Origin of the sequence: Spirillospora sp. NPDC048819, assembly GCF_040650055.1 — a bacterium.
Classification (GTDB): domain Bacteria; phylum Actinomycetota; class Actinomycetes; order Streptosporangiales; family Streptosporangiaceae; genus Spirillospora.
In genome coordinates, this window is the sequence record NZ_JBEZGN010000040.1 from 18,836 (window position 1) to 37,531 (window position 18,696).

16 protein-coding genes and 1 pseudogene are annotated in these 18,696 nt (G+C 72.1%); 6 read left to right on the forward strand and 11 right to left on the reverse strand.

The genetic code is table 11. From position 1 onward, the window contains the following. Window positions 1-27: 27 nt before the first annotated feature. On the reverse strand, window positions 28-1,308 hold the full coding sequence (locus AB0C35_RS37575) for an MFS transporter (protein ID WP_358466759.1): 1,281 nt from the start codon (window positions 1,306-1,308) through the stop codon (window positions 28-30). 53 nt (window positions 1,309-1,361) lie between these two features. Here AB0C35_RS37575 and AB0C35_RS37580 point away from each other — a divergent pair, with 53 nt between their 5' ends. From AB0C35_RS37580 to AB0C35_RS37590, 3 genes are all read left to right on the forward strand, one after another. Further along, the gene (locus AB0C35_RS37580) at window positions 1,362-1,748 is read left to right on the forward strand and encodes a VOC family protein (protein WP_358466761.1); all 387 of its coding nucleotides are present in this window, start codon (window positions 1,362-1,364) and stop codon (window positions 1,746-1,748) included. 105 nt (window positions 1,749-1,853) lie between these two features. Further along, window positions 1,854-2,561: a VWA domain-containing protein gene (locus AB0C35_RS37585; protein ID WP_358466763.1), complete on the forward strand. Its 708-nt coding sequence runs from the start codon at window positions 1,854-1,856 to the stop codon at window positions 2,559-2,561. A gap of 117 nt (window positions 2,562-2,678) precedes the next feature. After that, complete coding sequence (locus AB0C35_RS37590) at window positions 2,679-4,124, forward strand: arylsulfotransferase family protein (protein ID WP_358466765.1); 1,446 nt, start codon at window positions 2,679-2,681, stop codon at window positions 4,122-4,124. A 39-nt stretch (window positions 4,125-4,163) separates the two neighbouring features. Here AB0C35_RS37590 and AB0C35_RS37595 read toward each other — a convergent pair whose 3' ends face one another. The 5 genes from AB0C35_RS37595 to AB0C35_RS37615 form a co-directional block, all read right to left on the reverse strand. Next, window positions 4,164-4,568 carry an RNA-binding S4 domain-containing protein gene (locus AB0C35_RS37595; protein WP_358466767.1) on the reverse strand — a complete coding sequence of 135 codons (405 nt, stop codon included), beginning with the start codon at window positions 4,566-4,568 and terminating at the stop codon, window positions 4,164-4,166. 13 nt (window positions 4,569-4,581) lie between these two features. After that, on the reverse strand, window positions 4,582-5,556 hold the full coding sequence (locus tag AB0C35_RS37600) for a 1-acyl-sn-glycerol-3-phosphate acyltransferase (RefSeq protein WP_358466771.1): 975 nt from the start codon (window positions 5,554-5,556) through the stop codon (window positions 4,582-4,584). Window position 5,557: 1 nt separating this feature from the next. Then, window positions 5,558-6,394, reverse strand: a complete 837-nt coding sequence (locus tag AB0C35_RS37605; protein ID WP_358466773.1) for a patatin-like phospholipase family protein — start codon at window positions 6,392-6,394, stop codon at window positions 5,558-5,560. Between the two features lie 191 nt (window positions 6,395-6,585). After that, window positions 6,586-8,535, reverse strand: a complete 1,950-nt coding sequence (locus AB0C35_RS37610; protein ID WP_358466775.1) for a glycoside hydrolase family 3 protein — start codon at window positions 8,533-8,535, stop codon at window positions 6,586-6,588. Window positions 8,536-9,092: 557 nt separating this feature from the next. Next, on the reverse strand, window positions 9,093-10,040 hold the full coding sequence (locus tag AB0C35_RS37615; protein ID WP_358466777.1) for a PRC and DUF2382 domain-containing protein: 948 nt from the start codon (window positions 10,038-10,040) through the stop codon (window positions 9,093-9,095). Window positions 10,041-10,421: 381 nt separating this feature from the next. On the opposite strand from AB0C35_RS37615, the gene AB0C35_RS37620 reads away from it, so the two are divergent. Then, window positions 10,422-11,411 carry a matrixin family metalloprotease gene (locus AB0C35_RS37620; RefSeq protein ID WP_358466780.1) on the forward strand — a complete coding sequence of 330 codons (990 nt, stop codon included), beginning with the start codon at window positions 10,422-10,424 and terminating at the stop codon, window positions 11,409-11,411. A gap of 48 nt (window positions 11,412-11,459) precedes the next feature. On the opposite strand, the gene AB0C35_RS37625 is transcribed toward AB0C35_RS37620, so the two are convergent. From AB0C35_RS37625 to AB0C35_RS37635, 3 genes are all read right to left on the reverse strand, one after another. Next, window positions 11,460-12,071, reverse strand: a complete 612-nt coding sequence (locus AB0C35_RS37625; RefSeq protein ID WP_358466782.1) for a class E sortase — start codon at window positions 12,069-12,071, stop codon at window positions 11,460-11,462. A 126-nt stretch (window positions 12,072-12,197) separates the two neighbouring features. Beyond that, window positions 12,198-13,346, reverse strand: coding sequence for a chaplin family protein (locus AB0C35_RS37630; RefSeq protein WP_358466784.1), 1,149 nt, complete (start codon window positions 13,344-13,346; stop codon window positions 12,198-12,200). 218 nt (window positions 13,347-13,564) lie between these two features. Next, the gene (locus tag AB0C35_RS37635) at window positions 13,565-14,482 is read right to left on the reverse strand and encodes a hypothetical protein (protein ID WP_358466786.1); all 918 of its coding nucleotides are present in this window, start codon (window positions 14,480-14,482) and stop codon (window positions 13,565-13,567) included. 343 nt (window positions 14,483-14,825) lie between these two features. On the opposite strand from AB0C35_RS37635, the gene AB0C35_RS37640 reads away from it, so the two are divergent. Beyond that, window positions 14,826-15,062, forward strand: a complete 237-nt coding sequence (locus AB0C35_RS37640) for a hypothetical protein (RefSeq protein WP_358466788.1) — start codon at window positions 14,826-14,828, stop codon at window positions 15,060-15,062. 75 nt (window positions 15,063-15,137) lie between these two features. Here AB0C35_RS37640 and AB0C35_RS37645 read toward each other — a convergent pair whose 3' ends face one another. Both AB0C35_RS37645 and AB0C35_RS37650 read right to left on the reverse strand, forming a co-directional pair. Continuing rightward, window positions 15,138-16,388, reverse strand: coding sequence for an NAD(P)-binding domain-containing protein (locus tag AB0C35_RS37645; protein ID WP_358466790.1), 1,251 nt, complete (start codon window positions 16,386-16,388; stop codon window positions 15,138-15,140). A 27-nt stretch (window positions 16,389-16,415) separates the two neighbouring features. Continuing rightward, window positions 16,416-17,702, reverse strand: coding sequence for an ATP-grasp domain-containing protein (locus tag AB0C35_RS37650; RefSeq protein WP_358466792.1), 1,287 nt, complete (start codon window positions 17,700-17,702; stop codon window positions 16,416-16,418). Window positions 17,703-18,322: 620 nt separating this feature from the next. Here AB0C35_RS37650 and AB0C35_RS37655 point away from each other — a divergent pair. Then, window positions 18,323-18,553: pseudogene (locus tag AB0C35_RS37655) on the forward strand (glycosyl hydrolase); the annotation flags it as partial. Window positions 18,554-18,696 lie beyond the last annotated feature (143 nt).

Sequence of the window (18,696 nt, forward strand, 5' to 3'; positions counted from 1 at the left end):
CTTTCGTGGAGGTGGTGGACGAGCGGGTCAGGCGGTACGGGTCCGCCGGGTGCGGGTGCCCGTCCCAGCGAGGAGGGGCAGCAGCATGAGCGCGGCCGTCAGCCCGAAGGCGGCCGGGTATCCCGTGTGGACGACGACGAACCCGAAGCCGGTGGCGCCGACTCCGATCCCGACGTCGTAGGCGATGTTCCACAGGGCGCTGACAGTTCCGTACGACGAGGCGGGGACGCGGTCGAGCATCACGGCCATGCTGGCGTTGCCGGTGAGGCCGAACCCGACGCCGAACACCACCATCCCGGCCACGACAGTGGCGGGGCTGGACACCAAGACCAGGAGGGCGATGCCGCTCGCCGCGATCACCAGCCCGGGCACCAGCTGCCGGGCGGCCCCGTAGCGGTCTCCGTTGCGCCCGGCCCACCAGCGGGTGGACGTGGCCGCGAGGCTGTGCGCCAGCAGCGCCCACGCCGAGATTCCGCCGCCCGCCAGCGGCAGGAAGGTGGCGGTGATCCCGGTCGCCACGGTCGTGGCGGCGAACACCAGCGCGGGGACGAGCAGTCCACGCCGGCGGGCTGCGACGACGATCCCGAGCGGCTCCTCGGACACGGGCCGCCGTCCCGGCAGGTCCTTCACCGCCGCCAGGCCCGCCAGCGCGGACACGCCGGCCAGCGCGAACACCGGCTCGTACCCGGCCAGGTCGCCCAGCCACAGGCCCGCCGGCAGAGCGACCATGGCCGGTACTCCGCAGGCGATCCCGTAGACGCCCAGCCCCTCACCGCGCCGCTCCGCCGGGACGATCGAGGCCACCAGCGCCCCGCCCAGCACCACCGCCACCGCGAACCCGGCGCCCCGCACCAGGCAGGCCACCAGGATCACGGCCATGGACCCCGAGGCCACCAGCGCCAGCGCCGGAATCCCCAGCAGCGCCAGCCCGGTTCCGAACACCGTCCGGTACCCGAACCGGGTCACCAGCCGCGCGACCACCAGTTCGGCTGCCACGGTCGCCAGCATCATCACGCCCGTGGTCAGCCCGGCCCCCACCCCGCCGGCCCCGGTCGCGTCCGCGTACCGCGGCAGCGCGGAGAACAGCAGGTAGAAACTGGTGGACGAGCCCACACCGGCCACGAGCACCAGTGCGAACGCCCGGCTCATCAGCCGCGGCCGCGCCGAGTCCCGCGCCGTCCCGGCCGTCAGCGTGGTGGTGGTCATCGGGTCCTCCTCGGCGGTGGTGCCACTGCCGAGAAGCGTCGCCCCCGCGACCACGGACCCGGATCCGTGGCCACCACGGATCCACCACCGAAAACCCCTCACACCCCCGCCGAGCGGCCTGATCGGCGCCGCCGGGCGATATCTAGGATGGAGGCATGCTCAGGCTTGGATTTCCAGTGATCGGTGTTGAGGACGTCCCGCGGGCGGTGGCGTTCTGGACGGCCGCGCTCGATCTGGTCGTCGCCCCGGACGGGGAGAGTCCGACCTGGAAGACGCTGGACCACGCGGACGGGTCGGGTCGCGCACTGGGCCTGATGCGCAGTGAGTCGCCCGTCGAGGCACATCCCCGCATCCATCTCGACCTGCTGGTGGACACGGCGGCCGAGCAGGAGGCGGAGGTCGAGCGCCTCATCGCCCTGGGAGCGAGCAGAGCCGCCTGGGACCTGTATCCGCCGGATCCGGACTTCGTCGTCCTCGCCGACCCGGACGGCAACGTCTTCTGTGTCGTGGACCTGAGCAAGGCCGCGTCCGCATCGGGCTGAGCCGCCGGATATGGCCGTCCTGGGTCATTCGGGGTCGTGACCCGGCGGTCCGGGTGCATGCTGTGGGTCCGTTCGGACGACTACCGCGCACAGGAGCGTCGCTCTATGCCCATCAGCCTGGACAAGGTCCAGTCCACCGCGCCCGGCCTGGTCGATCTCTACAAGGCCGCCAAGGTCAACCTCGACAAGCGCGGGATTCACGGTGAGCGCGCGGCCGTTTATCTCGTGCTCGACCGGTCCGGGTCGATGCGGCGCTACTACAAGGACGGCACCGTCCAGCACCTGGCCGAGCAGGCGCTGGCGCTCGCGGCGCATCTCGACGACGACGGCGTGGTCCCCGTGGTGTTCTTCGACAAGGACGCGTACCCACCGGTGGAGGTCGGCCTGGACCGCTATCAGGGCCGGATCAACGAGGAACATGAGCGGCTCGGGCATATGGGCACGACCAATTACGCGGCCGCCATGCAGGCGGTCGTCGATCACTACCGGGCCGCCGGGACGAACGCGCCGGCGTTCGTCATCTTCCAGACCGACGGATCTCCGGACTCGCGGAGCCAAGCGCAGAAGGTCCTGTGCGACGCCTCCACGCTTCCCGTCTTCTGGCAGTTCATCGGTTTCGGGGACGACGAGTTCAAGTTCCTGCGCAAGCTCGACGACCTTCCCGTGCCGGGCAAGCGCGCGGTCGACAACGCGTCATTCTTCCCAGCCGGGACGGACCCGCGCGCCATTGCCGACAGCGATCTCTACGACTCTTTGATGGAGGAGTTTCCGTCCTGGCTCGTCGCCGCCAGAGCGGCCGGAATTCTTCGCTGACGCGGTAAGGCACACCTCGGCGAGGGCGTCGCCGAGGTTCACGGTGGGCGCTGCCAGCGCGGCTGCCGGCGAACGCCCCATACGGCGCACTTATTATTTACCGGGTACAAAGGCCGCATGAGCGTTACACGTCGCGGTTTTTTGGTCACCGGGCTGGCCGGAGGGGCCGCCCTCCTCAGCGGCGCCGGGGCCCGCGGTCGCAGCGCCGCGGAGTCCGGGACGGACGCCGGCGGCTACGTCACGCTGCCGGGTGCGCGGCCGCCGGGGCTGAAGGCGCGGCGTCTCGGCCGGACGGCGCCCGGCCTGCTGTTCCTCGGGCCGTTCCAGGGGACGGACGCCGCCGACGCCCTGATCGTGGACGACCGGGGCGAGCCGGTCTGGATCAACCGGTCGGACCGGCTGGTCACCGATCTGCGGGTGCAGACGTACGAGGGTGAGCCGGTGCTCACCTACTGGGAGGGCGAGCGCAGGCCCGGCGGGCACGGGACGGGGGTCGGCGTCGTCCTCGGCCGGGACTACCGGCGGGTCGCCGAGGTGCACGCCGGGAACGGCGTCCGGGGCGATCTGCACGAGTTCCTGCTCACCGAGCGGGGCACTGCGCTGCTCATCGCCTACCCGGAGGTGACCGCCGACATGCGCCCGATCGGCGGTCCGCGCGACGGCCGTGTTCTCGACAACCGGGTCCAGGAGATCGACGTTAGGACGGGCGAGGTGCTGCTCGACTGGAGCGCCCTCGACCATCTGGACATCGGCGAGACGCTGACGCCCCTGGCGGAGAACGCCGACGGCGGCGCGGGCGGGCCGTTCGACCCGATTCACGTCAACTCCGTCCAGGACGACGGGGAGACCCTCCTGCTGTCCGCGCGCAACTCGTGCGCGCTGTACTCGCTCGACCGGCGCAGCGGCGCTGTCCGGTGGCGGATGGGCGGCGACCGCAGCGACTTCACGGTCCCGGAGGACGCGGCGTTCGCCTGGCAGCACGACGCGCGGCGGCAGCCGGACGGGACGATCTCGCTGTTCGACAACCACATCGCCGAGGTGGGCGACGGCCCTTCGCGGGGGATCGTCCTGAAGGTCGACGAGAAGGCCCGCCGGGTGACGCTCGTCCGCGAGTTCGGCGACGGCAGGACCTACGGGCAGTACATGGGGAACATGCAGATGCTGCCGGGCGGGAACGCCCTCGTCGGCTGGGGCTCGACGTCCGCGATCACGGAGTTCTCCCCCGGCGGCAGACCGGTGCTGGAGATCACCGGTGTCGGCGACGGCTCGTACCGCGCCTACCGCTCCCCCTGGTCGGCGCGGCCGGCCGCGGGTCCCGACGTGGCGGCGGCCCCGGTGGGCGGCGACCGGATGCGGGTCCACGTGAGCTGGAACGGCGCCACCGACGTGGTCGCGTGGCGGTTCCGGGCGGGGCCGGACCCGTCGCGGCTGGCGGTGGCGGGGACCGCGCGGCGGACCGGCTTCGAGACCGCCGCCACCCTGCGGCGATCCCAGGTCGTCGTCGCCGAGGCGCTCGCGGCGGACGGCTCGTCACTCGGCCGTTCCGCGCCGCAGACCGTCTGAATCCGGGGCCGTACGGCCGGTTCGGGGCCGGCCGCGCGGTCAGTCGGTCTCGGGCGGGTCGTTGAGGGTGCGGTAGCGGTCCAGGACGCGTTCCAACTCGCGCCGGTCGCGTTTGGTGGGACGGCCCGCTCCGCGTTCGCGGCGGCCGACCGGGATGAGCGCCTCGCGCGGCGGCGGGGGCGGGCTCTTGTCGATGAGGCATTCCGCGGCGGCGGGCGCCCCGACCCGCTTGCGGATGATCTTCTGGACGACGACGATCCGCTCCCGCCCGTCGTGGCGGAGCCGGATCTCGTCGCCGGGCTTCACCGCGGTCGACGGCTTGGCGCGCTCGTCGTTGACGCGGACGTGGCCCGCGCGGCAGGCGGTGGTCGCCATCGAGCGGGTCTTCAGCAGGCGCACGGACCAGATCCACAGATCGACCCGCACCGTCCCCTCATCGCTCATGTGTTCCATGATGTCACTTCGGGGCGGGCGCCCGGTTGGCGCTGATCCAGGCGTCGGCGCGCTCCCACTGCGTGTACAGCCAGTCGGTGCGGGCGTCGCGGTCGGCGGGGACGTCCTCGGCGGGGATCCGCCACCAGTGGGCGTGGACGACGCCGGTGAGCGGGACGCGCCGCCAGATGTCGCCGACGGTGGTCATGTCGTCGAGGCCGATGTGCGCGACGAACACGACGTCGGCGGTCGGGGCGGAGTCGAGGGCGGCCAGCACCCCGCCGGGGCGCGGCGGCATCAGGTTCCGCATCCGGGCCGCGCGTTCGGCCTCGTCGGCGCGGCGGAGCCGAGTCAGCCGCCGGATCGCGCGCCGCCGCCGTTCGGGGGTGAAGTTGCCGCCCTCGGGGAAGATGACGAGGGCGTCGCGGGGGCCGAGGCCGGCGGCGAGGCGGCCGATGTCGCCGATGGCGCGGCCGCCGGGCGAGACGAACACGTTCGGCATGCGGTTCGCCGCGATGTCGATGCAGGGGTCGAGCTGGAGCTGCGCCTTCATGACCACGCGGGGCCGCCGCCGGTAGTCGGTGAGCAGATGGTGGACGAGGAGGAGCGCGTCGCCGGGGCCCGCGTGCCGGCTGAGGACGATCAGCGGGCGGTCGCCGCCCGTCGTCGCGGTCTCGGCGTCGCCCTCGATCTCCACGCGGAGGCCGAGGCGCCGCTGCGCGACCGAGTACAGGCCGGCGACGTAGCGGCGGATGATGTCGTAGTGCCGGTCGTCGCGGGTCCGGCGGCGGCACCACAGCCATCCGCATTCCAGGACGGCGGCCGACTCCCGCGTCCCCCACGCCAGCGCGAACCACAGCAGCCGGGCGACGCGCCTGCGGTCGCGCCCGAGGGCGAACGCCACCGGGTAGGCGACCGGGAACACCACGATGATCAGCAGGGTGAGGACGAACAGCAGCGGGGTGAGGACGAGGCGGCGGACGAAGGGGGGTGGCAGCATCTCACGCTCGCTCTTTGAGGTACTCCAAGGATGCCTGGTAGGCGCGCTCGATGTGAGCGCGGATTCCCGACAGGTTCCTGTACCGCATCTGGGCGAGGTCGACTCCGGCCTTCTGCGGTCCGCCGCCCGCGGGGAGGACGTGCACGTCCAGGCCGTCCGGCAGGCTCGCCATCTCCTCGAAGAACCGGTGCCGCCGCGCGATCTCGAACGCGACCATGCCGACCTCCCACGGCCGGCTCGGCGGCGGCAGGTCGCGCTCGATGCGCCCGACGTGCAGGACGTAGATGGTGGTGGCGCCGAGCATGACGGCGCGGCCGACGGGGATGCTGTGCACGAGCCCGCCGTCGAAGTAGTGCCGGTCGCCGATCCGGACGGGCGGGAGCAGCCCCGGAGCGGCGGACGAGGCCAGCACCGCGGGGATGAGCGGCCCGCCGGTGAACCAGTGCGCCATCGCCGTCTCGATTCCGGCGGCGACGCACTGGAACGGGACGGCCAGTTCCTCGAACGTCCGGACGGGCAGCAGTTCGCCGAGCATCCGGCGCAGCGGCTCGTTCGAGTGCAGGTGGGTGCCGGAGCGGGCGAGCGTCCACAGCCGCGCCCAGACCCGGGCGCCGAACACCTCGCGGACGGAGTCGTCCGCCCACAGGCCGGTGAGCCGCTCGACCGCCGTGTCCGGTTCGGCGGCGACGAACGCGCCGTTCAGCGCGCCGATCGACGTCCCCACGACGAGGTCGGGTCGGACGCCGTGCTCCTGCAGCGCCCGCAGCATGCCGACCTCGTGCGCGCCGAGGACGCCGCCGCCGCCGAGCACGAACGCGACCCGCGGCTCAGGATCCACACGCCCTCCTTCGGATGCTGAGGGCAGCCTCTCCAACGAAACCGGCGGTAAACGGCGCGAACCCTGCCCGATCCGCATGATCCACGCTATCCCGTGATCCGCGCTATCCCGTGATCCGCGCGATCCGGCGAAGGAGCGGGCCGGCCGCCCGGGGTGGGGGGCGGCCGGCCCGTCGGTCGGGTGGACGTGACTCAGTGGTGGTGGTGACCGCGCCGGGTCCGCAGGCCGTGGCCGTAGGGGAACAGCGGGTCGTAGTTCCGGTCGCCGATGTTGACGGGTTCCTGGTCCTCGCTGCGGGGCCAGCTCACCGGGAGGCGGCCCGTGAACGGACGCTCGCCGAACAGCACGTCGGAGACGCCCGCGCCCTCGCTGCCGGGCAGCCAGGACATGACGAACGCGTCCATCTTCGACAGCCGGTCGGTGACGATCTGCGGCCGGCCCGCGACGTCCAGGACGACGCAGGTCTCGATCGCGCCGCACACCTTGTCGATGTTGGCCTTGTCGGCGTCGGACAGGTTCAGCGTGTGCCCGTTGCCGACGTCGCCGACACCTTCGGCGTAGGGCGTCTCGCCGACCACGACGATGCCGACGTCACTGCCCGACATCGGCGCGGACGCGTCAGCGCTGTAGGTGACGTTCCCGGAGTTCTGCTCGATGCCCTCCAGGATCGTCGTGCCGGGGATGATGTCGCCGGACTGCCCCTGCCACGTGACCGTCCAGCCGCCGGCCTGGTTGCCGATGTCGTCGGCGTTGACGCCCGCGACGTAGATCTCCTCGTTGCGCCGCAGCGGCAGCGCGCGGCCGGAGTTCTTCAGCAGGACCTGCGACTCGGCGACGGCCCGGCGGGCGACCGCGCGGTGCTCCGGCGAGCCGATCGTGCCCGCGTACCTGCGGTCGGTGTACGGGTTCTCGAACAGGCCGAGTTCGAACTTGGCCGTCAGGATGCGGCTGACGGCGTCGTCGATGCGCGACTCCTTCACGCGTCCCGCGCGGACCTCGGCGAGCAGCGTCTCGACGAACTGCGGCGCGCTGTAGGGCTCCATGAACATGTCGACGCCGGCGTTGACGGACGTCCGGACCTGGGTGGCGTAGTCACCGGGGATCTGCTGGATGGCCGCCCAGTCGCTGATGAGGAAGCCGTCGAAGCCGATCTTCTCCTTGAGGACGTCGGTCAGCAGCTCCTTGTGCGCGTGCATCTTGACCGGGTTGCCGACGCCGTCCTCCTTCCAGTCGACGCTGGAGAACGACGGCATGATGCTGCCGACGTCGTGCTTCCTCACGGCCGCGACGTACGGCGCCAGGTCGATCTTCGCGAACGTCCGGCGGTCGGTGACCGTGACGCCCTGGTCGATGGTGTAGGTGCCGGTGGTGGACGAGCCGAACACCGTGTCGCCGTCGCCGGCGTAGTGCTTGGCCGTCGCCAGGACGTGCCTGGGGCTCTTCAGGTCCCGCTTGTGGCGGCCCTGGAGACCCTCGATGCCGGTCTCCATCTCGATGACGAGCCTCGGGTCCTCGCTGTAGCTCTCGTAGGCGCGGCCCCAGCGCATGTCGCGGACGACGCAGATGCACGGCCCGAAGACCCATTGCGGCCCGGTCGCCCTGGTCTCCTTGGCCGTGATCTCCTGCTGCCGGCGGACCAGGCCGGGGTCGCGGGTCGCGCCCATCGCGATGTTGTGCGGGAACACGGTCGCGCCGACGAGGTTGTTGTGGCCGTGCACGGAGTCGATCCCGTACAGCAGCGGGATCTTCAGCCGGGTGGCGAGCGCCTTGGACTGGTAGGCGTCCACCATGTCCGCCCACCCCTCGGGGGTGTTGTCGGCGGGAACCGAACCGCCGCCCGACAGGACGGAGCCGAGCGCCAGTTCCGTGATCTGGTCGCGGTCCCCGTCGATGGCGCCGCGTTCGGCCTGCGTCATCTGGCCGACCTTCTCCTCCAGGGTCATGCGGTCGAGCAGGTCGCCGACCCGCTGGGAGACGGGGAGCCGCTGGTTCAGGTAGGGGGCGTTGTCCGGGGGTGCCTGGGGAGCGGCGGCCAGCGCGGGCTGCGCCGCGATGGCCGACGGGAGGGCGGCGATGGTCGCGAGCGCGACCAGGGACCGTCCGATCCGGGAGCCGATGACGCGTCTGTGGGGGTGTCGCAAGTCGTCCCTCCTGGGTCTCTTCGTGGACGCCGCGCGGCCCGGCGGACCGCGCGCCGGGGCCCGGGGTCATGGCTCGCCCGGACGGCCATGACCCCTGCGCCGGTGACGTCGTCACCCAGGAACCTCTACCGCCTCCGCTTACCTGTCAAGAAACCTAACTATTGATCCGCCACTACTTCGTGCAAGACGTGAAAGAAGGGGTTGACGCTGATCAACTCCGCGGTTATGGACGGCCGGCCGGAACCCGGTCGGTGCTGGTCGTCCGCGGGTGGCGCCCGTTCCGGCCACGTCCGCCCGGCCGCCGCGGGAGACGATCGCGGACGTCACGCGGCCCGCGCAGCCGCCTCATCCGGCACCGTGGCCACACCCGGTCACTCCCCGCCTTGAGACGCGGCGCGCCGCCCCCATGGGCGGAGCCATGAGGGCGGCACGCCGCGGTGAGCGGGTGTCCGTGCGGCCGGGCGCCCGGCCGGTCGGCGGGTGAGCGACCGGCCGGGCGCGTCGTGCGCCGGTGCGTCTCCGGTGCGTCTCCGGTGCGTCTCCGGTGCGGCGAGAGGCTACTTGGGCAGGTCGCCGCGCCCGCCGCCGCGGCCGGTCTCCCGCCCGGTCCCGCTCTCCTCGTCGCGCGTGACCTCGATGCGCTCCTTGCGGAGTTCGCTGCGGACCGTCTGCTCGTCCTGCACCTGCTCGGTGCGGACCCGGATGCGCTCGACCGGGACGGTCTCCTTGGAGACGACCGGGCGCTCCTCGTAGAGGATGATCTCCTGCTCGTCCTCGGACAGCGACACCTCCGCGCTCGGCCGGCCGCCCGTGATGGGCTCGCGGTCGATCTTGATCTCCTCGTGCGAGACGGGGATCGTGCGCTCGACCATCTCGGTCTCGACCCACTTGTGCACCCGGACGCGACCCGCCTCCTGCCGCTCGGTGCCGATGCGCATCTGCTCCTCCGACCGGGTGATCTCGGTCATCGGGGCCTCCGCGCCCTCGCGCGCCGACTGCGGCGGCATGGCCTGCCGTTCACGCTTGCCGCCCTTCTCGGGGCGGACGGCCATCCCGGCGGCGGCCTTGCCGGCGGCGCCCTGCGTTCCGGCCGCACCCTCGGTGCCGGTCGTGCCTGTGGCGGCCTTGCCCTCGGCGCCGGTCTCCTGCTGGGTGCCCGTCTCGCCCTTGCGGCGGCCGCCCGGGGGACGTACGCCGTAATGCCGGTACAGGTCCACGATCTGGGCGTGCGAGAGGTGCTCGTCCGCGTCCACGTTCGGAGCGCCCTTGATGGTCTCCTTGTCGTACGGAACCTGCAGCATGTCCTGTTCCTTGCGGGCCCCGGACAGGGGGACGAAGCTCTCCCGCATACCGAACCATCCGGTGTGCACGGTCACCCACTCCGGAGCCCCGGAGTCGTCGTTCAGGTAAACCTGCTTGATCGTGCCCACCTTCGTGCCGTTGGTGTCGGTCACGCTCATGCCCATCAGTTCCCGCACCTGCGTCTGCGCCTGCACGTTGAACACCTCCGCTTCCGTGAAACGCTGCCGGACGGCGGGGGGCGGGGGGAGGCGGTGGTGCCCGCCAGTCGGTAGCGGTGAATCCCGGTCGGACGCCGGCGGTACCGGTCGTCCTTGTTCTGTTGATCCCGAGTTGCCGGATTACTTGCTGGGTTTCCGAATAGACGGCCGATAAACGCGTTTACACAATTGTGGTAAACGATTTACCGAAGACTTACCTCGACTCCGGACGCAGGCTCCGGCATCTTTCGGCAGCAAATACCCGGCGAATCTCATTTACGGACAGCACACGCCCCCTGATGGTGATCATTTTAGAAAGTGGCAGTTTCCCTTTCCGTGGACCGCGCAACACTGCGAAAAGACATTCCCACACATCGGAGAACTGCTATGCACGAATTCTCACGCATGTCCCGGACGGCGGCGGTGGCGGCGGTGACCGCCGCCCTCGCGAGCACGATGACGGCGGCGGCCGGGACGGCCCTGGCGGCGGAGCACTCCCCCGCCTGGTGCAAGCCCGGCGGCATCCTGTCCGCCCGCGCGCTGCCCCAGCGGATCAAGATCGCCGACTGCGACCTGCGCGGCCGCACCGTGCGCGGCGCGAACGGGCTCGCCGCCACCGTCCCGACCGATGGGACCTCGCTGGTCGCGCATTCGCTGCGGACCAACGGCGCCACCGACCTGCGCATCGAGGTCGACGACCGCGCGGGCGAGGTCATCATCACCGGGCGCGGCGAACGGGTGCCCGAGGCCCGGCCGCGCGGATCCCGCGCGCCGGTGAACCCCTGCGCGGACGGCGCGCACCGCCTCCAGCCCAGCACGTGGCTGAGGGGCACCAAGGTCCAGTGGCACTACTACCCGGGGACGCGCGGGCTGCCCGGGACCGGCATCAACAAGGGCGTTTCCAACATGGCCGACGCCCGCACCGACTGCGGCGGCGGCCGGTTCACTCCGCCGCCGGACATCGGCGAGTACTACGCGGGACGAACGGGCAACGCCCCGAACATCACCGGGAGGGCCACGTGCGGGACCCGGGACAAGAGCAACACGTTCGGCTGGCTGCGCATGAGCGGCACGGCGAACAACGTCCTGGCGGCGACCTGCATCTGGTACGTGGGCAAGACGACCATCGAGACCGACATGGCCCTGCAGGAGCAGGGGACGAAGTGGTGGTCGGGCGGGAAGTGCCGGCCCGGGAGCTACTCGGTGGAGGCGGTCGCGACGCACGAGGCGGGACATGTCTTCGGCCTCGCCCACGTCCCGGGGGCCGCCCACGCCGGGCTCACGATGGCGCCGTCCATCGGATCGTGCGACAACGGCCCGGCCACCCTCGCCAAGGGCGACTATGCCGGGCTGATCGCCCTCTACGGCGGACGCTGAGCGGCGGCGGCCGACGCGCCGTTCTGCGTCCGGCCATGACGATCGGGGTCAGCGGACGCGCTTCTTGTGGTGGAGCGTGCCGATGACGACGAGGCGGCGCCGGTCCGATCCCTTCGGGGTGCAGGTGATCAGCGTGACGTACTCGCCGTCGGGCGCGCTGCGCCGCTTGAAGGGGACCGGCTCCAGGACGCTCCGGTTCCTCGGCTTGATGACGTGCATGCTCCGCGCCTTGTAGACATAGGACGTCCTGCCGACCCGCAGGACGATCCGGTCGCCGCGCCGCATCTCGTCGAGTCGGTTGAACGGGCGGAGATGGGTGGTCCGGTGGCCGAGCAGCACCGTGTTGCCCTCGTGTCCCGGCAGGGCGGTCCTCGGATAGTGCCCGACGGCACGCCGCAGCACCGAGCCGCCGACTCCCTCTCTGACCTTGGCCTTCAGGCCCATCCGCGGGATCCGGATGTGCGCGATCACCGCGCCGTACCTCGGCCGGGCGGGAGCGGCGGCGGGAACGGCGGCGGGGGCCAGGACGGCGGCCGGTTCGGAAACGGCCGCCGTCCCCGCCCGCGCCCGCGTGGCCGCCTGCGTCTGCGGGACGCCGAGGACCGGCAGGCTGCAGCACACGGCCATCGCCGCGGCGGCGAGGGACTTGCGATCGAGCATGGTCCACCTCCATCGATCTGGGCTCTGCGGCGGAAAGTTCCGGCGAGGGAGAGGGGGCGGCACGTCTGCCGCCCCCTCGCCTCAGCTCATCGGCCGCGGATCGTCACCCGCGCCGATGCGTTGTCCTCAGTTCAGAACCGGGGAGCCGAGGTTCACCGGCAGCCCCTCGCCCGTCGGCAGCCCCTCGCCCGTCGGCAGCTTCGAGCCGATGTGCCCGGGCCGGACGTCCGCCGGCACCGGCAGCCGGGCGGGCCGCTTGAGCGAGTTCACGAATCCCTGCACGGCGGGCAGACCGGCCGCACTCCGGTAGCCGCCGGCCGGCTGCGCCATGCGGGAGCCGCTCTTGCGCATCGTCGACGGCAGCTTGTCGTTCCCGGCGGCGGGCCTGTCCTTGGACGGCTTGTGGACCTTGTGCTTCTTCGGCGGCGTCCGCAGGGTGGGCGGCAGCTCGTGGTGCCCCTTCCCGACCGACGCGCCGCCCTTGCACTGCGCCTGCGCCAGGCCCAGAACCGCGACGGCGTTGCCGCACACGTTCACGGGGATGCTGATCGGCGCGTACACCTGGTTGCCGCCCAGGATGCTGAAGCTCCCCGACGTCTTCATCTTCGGGTCACCGCCGGCGCGGCGCTCGACGAACGCGCCGCCCTTGCACTGGGCCCGCGACGCCCCGAGCACCGCGACGGCGTTGCCGCACACGTTCACCGGGATGCTGATCGGCACGTACACCTGGTTGCCGCCCAGGATGCTGAAGTTGCCGGAGGTCTGCATGTCCCCGTGGCCGTGTCCGTGGCCGTGGCCGCCGCCGTGGCCGCCGGCGCTGCGGTAGCCCGGGTGCCACCCGTCGTGGTGGTGGTCCTTCTTCCCGGACGAGACGCTGGCGCCGCCCTTGCACTGGGCCTTGCTGAGCCCGATGATCGCGATGGCGTTGCCGCAGACGTCCACCGGAATGCTGATCGGCGCCTTGACCTGGTTGCCGCCTCCGACCGAGAAGTTGCCGGAGGTCTTGTCGCCGTGGCCGCCGCCGTGCCGGTCGCCCTTGACCGTGGCGCCGCCCTTCGACTGGGCCTGCGACGCCCCGAGGGCGGCGACGGCGTTGCCGCTGGCCTCGACCGGGATCGAGATCGGGGCCTCCACCTGGTTGCCGCCCAGCACGCTGAAGTTGCCGGACGTGGTGTCGGCGTTCGCGACGACGCCGGAGCCGAAGGCGGCTCCGACCGCGACTGCTCCGGCGGCCACCAGGGCGGCGCGGCCGGTGTTCCTTGCCCACATACGCATTTGGTGTTTCTCCTGTCCTTTTGGCGATTTCGGTGAATCGGTGATGATCGCTGCGCGGCACCGTCCGGGTGGGCGCAGCTCGCAGCGGCCGGGCGCGGCCGTTGCCGATGGGAGAAAAGGTCAGCGGGAAGTGATCACTCGGGTGATCGGGGACGGGCGGCGCGCCTCATCGCGCGCGGGCCGTCACGGGCGGGCCGATCGCGGCCGGCCGGGGGTCCCTAGTCCGGGACGACGGACGGGCCGCCGGGGGCTGACACGTCGGTCAGCGCCGCGCGGCGGAACGTGCCGAGCTCCACGGCGGGCGGCGCCGCCGGATACCGGCCGCCGTGAAGGTCGGCGACCGGCGAGAACGGGTGCCCGCCGTTGCCCCCGCTGCGCGGGTTGTCCTGCGCCGACGGCAGCGCGGGCCCGGGAACGTGCCCGTCCCCTCGGCAGCCCTGGCAGTGGCCCGGCTTCTGGTCCTTCGCGAAGGCCTCGGGCATGGGCGACGAATGACCGCTCCCGGCCGCCGTGCCCACGCCGGACGCGGCCCCGTCATCGACCTGTGCCGTGTCCTCCGCCGCCGGCGGCTCTTCCTGCGCGCCGGACGGCAGCCCCTCGTCCATGACGGGCCGCAAGCCGGCGACGTCGTGGACGAGACCCTCCACGATGGGCGCGTCCGGGCGGACGCGGGGCAGCCGCACGCGCGGGACACCGGCCGCGTCGGCCAGCTCCCTCACCTGACGGACGGTCCGGTCCTTGCGCTCGAACACCTCGTGGCGCCGCGCCTGGAGGAACCGCACGGGGTGATCCCCGATCTCCCGCACACGCTCCCGCACGTCGCGGAGGTCGCCCTCCGGCGAGCCCACCTGCCGCAGCGGACGATTCCCGACCTCCCGCACGCGTTCCGGTACGAGAGAGGCGTCGAGCCCCTTCGACTCGGGGGCGTGGGGTTCGGGGACGGCGGTCCAGGATGCGTTGCCCGGGTGTGCCGGCTGCTGTGCCGCGGATGCTGATTGGTTCAGCGCGGAGAGGGCGAGCCAGCCCGCGAACGCGAATCCGGCGATGGCGATCAGGCGCACGAGAACCGGGACGAGGGCACGCCGCGGCCGACCCTGGGGGCGTATCGCCCCGCGCTGGATCGGTGTGGGCTGCAATGCCGGTTCTCTCCTCGCATCTGCGTTCGTCACTGGCCGGTCGGGCACGAACGTAGCACCGCGGAACACGTGATCAAGGAGCCATTGTTTTCTCGTCCGGCGTGTCTTCGGATCATTTACCGGCGCATGAATCCCCGTTTTACCGTGGACGGTTTTCCAGCCGCACGATTACCCCTTTGTCGGGTATTGAAGTTTTGTCCTGCCGGGCCGGTGGGCGCGGCCGTACAGCCGGTGTTCAGCCGGTGTTCATGCGGAGTTCGGGAGAAGTATGGCGAACGGTATCCCGTGCGCTACATTCGGTGAGCGGGCGGTCACGGCGGCCGCCCGGCCGAGGAGCATGCCGATGCCCGACCAATCGCCCGCGCTCGCGCAGCTGTGGCCGGCGCGCCGCCGCCGCCGCCGGTCCGTCACCCGCACCGGCGTCCGCCTCATCGTCGTCCCCAGCGTTCCGCCTGCTCAGAGCACCCGTTCGCAGCGGATCCTGACCGGTGCCTGGACGCTGTACTCGCGCTGGGAATGGACGATCGCCGAGGCCCGCGCCGAACGCGCACGCCGCCGGGCGCACCCGCCCTGGCGCTGACGCCCCGGCGGGGGCGGTGCGGAGGAAGGGCCGGCGGCGCCCGTACGGGCGCGCCGCCGACCGGAGGAAAATCCTTTACCGCGTGGGCAGGTCCGGCTCCAGGACGTTCTCCACGCGCCCGGCGGGCGGCCGCACACGGGGCGTCCGCCGGATGATGTGGTGCGCGATCCGCCGCGCGGCGAAGTCCGCACCGTGCACGAACCGCATGACCGGGCCGAAGGTGGGCGCCGCGGCGAGGCCCGCGAAGTACAGGCCCGGCGCGGACGCCTCGAAGTCCCGGCTGAGCACCGGCGCCCCGTGCCGCGTGGTGACGCGGGCGCGCAGTTCGGGCGAGAGCATCGTGAGCCGCCCCACGTCCGGGACGAACCCGGTCGCGGCGATGACGTGCTCCACCTCCGTCACCAGGCGGCGGCCGGTGCGGTCGGTGGTGGTGAGGGCGACGCCGTCCTCCAGCTCGGCCACCTTGCCGATGTGCCGGCCCGTCGAGACGCGGACGCGATCGTCCAGCCGGTCGCGCAGCCACCACGCGCCTGCGGGCGGGAGCGTCTCGCGGACGATCCGCCGCCGCGTCTGCTCCGGCAGGTGGCGGACGAGCCCGGGACGTTCCGCCCACAGCCACGTCCGGTAGCCGGTGCCGAGCCCGGACCGCGGGCCGCCGCGCGCCTTCGACCACAGGGACCGCCGCGCCTCGGGGACCGTGTTCCAGTCGAGTTCGCGGGCGCGGGCGAGGACGTGCGGGGACGCGCCCGCGTCGGCCAGCAGCACCGCGGTCTCCAGCGCGGACTGCCCGGCGCCGACCACGGCGACCTCCTTGCCGGCGAACAGGCCGAGGTCGCGGTGGGCGCTGCTGTGCGAGACGAGCCAGGACGGCAGGCCCGCCAGCCCGTCCGGGATGTGGGCGAACGGCCCGACGCCGACGGCGACGACGACCGTGCGCGCCGCGATCGTCTCGCCCGTGGACAGCGTGACGAGGTACCCGCCGGGGCCGCCCCGGTCGACGGTCACGACCTGCGCGTCCTCGGTGCCGGGGATCGCGACGGAGGCGAACCAGCGCCCGTAGGTCACGAACGTCTCCAGCGGGATCGGCTGCCCCACCCGCCAGTCCGGATGGCGGTCGGTGAAGGACATGCCCCTGATCGGCGCCCCCAGGCTGGAGGCGAACGGCTCGGACTTCAGGAACATGCCCTCCGGCATGTTCTCGGCCCAGAACCGCATCGGTTCGCCGATGATCCTGACGTTGAGCCCGAGGTTCTGCAGGTGGGCGGCCGTCGACAGGCCGTAGGGCCCGGCGCCGGCGATGACGACGTCGCTGGCCGAGTCGCTCATGGTTCGTACCCCCGTGTGAGTGTGGTGTTACCTGGTGCGGAACCGCTCGACCGCGCGGATCACGCTCTGCCGTCCCATCGCGAGGAACGGCGGCAGGTCGTCGCCGGCGTACCAGGCGAACTCGTCGGCCTCGCGGAGCGGGCGGAGCGTCTCGCGCAGCGGGCGCAGTGCCGCGCGCGGCGGACGGGGAGTTCCCGCGCGCGTTCCCCGGCCGGCGGACCCCTGGAGGTAGTGGTTCTCCACCAGCAGGTTGCGGCCGAACGCGGGACGCGCGTCGGGGACGCGGCGGCCCGACTGGTGCAGGTGCAGGACGCGGGCGAGGTCGAGGCCGTCCTGGTCGGCGAACAGCCGGAACTGCGCGCCGATCCGGGGGTTGAAGTCCAGCAGGTGGTAGACGTCGTCGTCCGCGTCGTGCCTGAAGTCGAGGTCGACGAGGCCGCGGCAGCCCAGCAGCCGGACGATGCGGACGGCGAGCCTGTGGAGTTCGGGGTTGGCGACCCACTCCCCCGCGACCGTGTGCCCGGCCTGCGGCGGATGCGCGAGGTGCTTGCGGCCGGTCGCCCCGAACAGGCAGCGGAGGCTCTCGTCGAAGTAGCCCTGGAAGAACCAGTCGCCGTCGGCCGTCGGGATGCGCCGCTGCAGGATGAGGGGGCCCGCGTCGCCGTCCGGGTCGCGGTCGCGGGTGGCGGCGAACAGCCGGTGCGCCTCACCGAGGGTGTTGACCACCGTGGTGCTCCGCATGCCCGGGCCGAGCCGCCACGGCCGCGCCCACTTGGCGATCAGCGGGAGGCCCAGCGCGCCGGCGGCCTCGTCCACCTCGTGGGCGGACGAGGGCGTCCGGCACGGCGGGCAGGCGATGCCGTACCGGGCGCACGCCTCCAGCAGAAGCGCCTTGTCGGCGACGCGCCGGGGGACGTCCGGGTCCTGGCGCGGGAAGACGAAGTGGGGCGTCAGCGCGTCCGCGTGCTCGGCGACGAAGATCGCTCCGGCGTCGTCCAGCGGGACGAGCAGCGCCGGCCCGCCGACCCGCTCACCGATCACCCGCAGATGGCTCAGCAGCGCGGACGGCCGCTCGGCGGGCGGCGCCCACGGATGCCCGCGGGACAGGTAGCGGGAGCGGGACGCGGGGTTGCCGCGCCCCTCCAGGATGGCGTGCACCTCTACCCCGGCGCGTCCGAGGCTTCTGATCGCGCCGAGCGTCCCGTGATGGAAGACGTTGCGGTCGGTGCGCAGCAGCAGGACGGGAAGACCGGGATCCAGGCGGGTCCTCGACGGGACCTGCGTATCGACGAACATGGCGTTCAGCGGACCCATTCCAGCGGATTGTAAATTTTGGGGCCATCCGCCCGGAATATTTGTTCGGTAGCGGACACCCGGGGAATACGATACGCATGCGAGCTGCCGATATCCATTCAGCCGGGCGATCATCCGGCCGCCGGCGAAAAACGCTGATTCCGTTCTGTCCGCTCCCTCCTGTTCTGACGGTGTCCGCCATGCTGCTCGCGCTCACCGTGTCGACATTGGCGACATGGCCGCAGCACCTGGCGGTGCAGGAATCGCAGAAATATGTTCCCTTGGGGGCGTTTCTGGGTTCCGGTGCCGAGGGCGTCGCCCGGGTCGGGCGCTTCCAGCGGTGGCTCGGCTCCACGGTGACGGTCGGGCGCACCTACCTGCCGGGCGACGACTGGAACGAGATCGAGGGCCCGCGGCGGATGCTGGCGGCGTGGGCGCGGTGGAAGGCGGCCGACCCGCGCCGGATGCTGGTGGTCAACGTGCCGATGATGGCCCCGAACGAGGCCGGGCTGCCGGTGCCGGTGCTGGACTCGCTGCTGCGGGGCGGCGCGGCGGGCGCGTTCGACGGCCACTACCGGACCCTCGCCCGCCGGTTCGTCTCCGTCGGGGCCGGCGACTCGGTCATCGTCCTCGGCTGGGAGATGAACGGGGAGACCTACAGCGGCCGCTGCGCCCCCGATCCGTCCTCCTGGAAGGCGTACTGGCGGCGGATCGTCACCACGATGCGCGCCGTGCCCGGCGCCCGTTTCCGTTTCGATTTCGCGCCGACGCGGGGACGGGACGCGATTCCCTGGACGGAGTGCTATCCGGGCGACGACGTCGTCGACATCATCGGGTCCGACAGTTACGACCAGCCGGCGGGCGAGTCGTTCGAGGAATTCGTCAACGAGCCGTACGGGCTGCGCGCACAGGCCGAATTCGCCGCCGCGCACGGCAAGCCGATCTCGTTCCCCGAATGGGGCCTGTTCCACAACTCCGACAACCCGGAATATATCCAGGGAATGCACGACTGGAT

Excerpts from the sequence above, each read along its gene's own strand:
- AB0C35_RS37595 (WP_358466767.1), bottom strand. The coding sequence starts at position 4,568 with ATGAGCGATGAGGGGACGGTGCGGGTCGATCTGTGGATCTGGTCCGTG.
- AB0C35_RS37600 (WP_358466771.1), bottom strand. The coding sequence starts at position 5,556 with ATGCTGCCACCCCCCTTCGTCCGCCGCCTCGTCCTCACCCCGCTGCTG.
- AB0C35_RS37640 (WP_358466788.1), top strand. The coding sequence starts at position 14,826 with ATGCCCGACCAATCGCCCGCGCTCGCGCAGCTGTGGCCGGCGCGCCGC.
- AB0C35_RS37580 (WP_358466761.1), top strand. The coding sequence starts at position 1,362 with ATGCTCAGGCTTGGATTTCCAGTGATCGGTGTTGAGGACGTCCCGCGG.
- AB0C35_RS37650 (WP_358466792.1), bottom strand. The coding sequence starts at position 17,702 with ATGGGTCCGCTGAACGCCATGTTCGTCGATACGCAGGTCCCGTCGAGG.
- AB0C35_RS37645 (WP_358466790.1), bottom strand. The coding sequence starts at position 16,388 with ATGAGCGACTCGGCCAGCGACGTCGTCATCGCCGGCGCCGGGCCCTAC.
- AB0C35_RS37620 (WP_358466780.1), top strand. The coding sequence starts at position 10,422 with ATGCACGAATTCTCACGCATGTCCCGGACGGCGGCGGTGGCGGCGGTG.
- AB0C35_RS37590 (WP_358466765.1), top strand. The coding sequence starts at position 2,679 with ATGAGCGTTACACGTCGCGGTTTTTTGGTCACCGGGCTGGCCGGAGGG.
- AB0C35_RS37630 (WP_358466784.1), bottom strand. The coding sequence starts at position 13,346 with ATGCGTATGTGGGCAAGGAACACCGGCCGCGCCGCCCTGGTGGCCGCC.
- AB0C35_RS37625 (WP_358466782.1), bottom strand. The coding sequence starts at position 12,071 with ATGCTCGATCGCAAGTCCCTCGCCGCCGCGGCGATGGCCGTGTGCTGC.
- AB0C35_RS37585 (WP_358466763.1), top strand. The coding sequence starts at position 1,854 with ATGCCCATCAGCCTGGACAAGGTCCAGTCCACCGCGCCCGGCCTGGTC.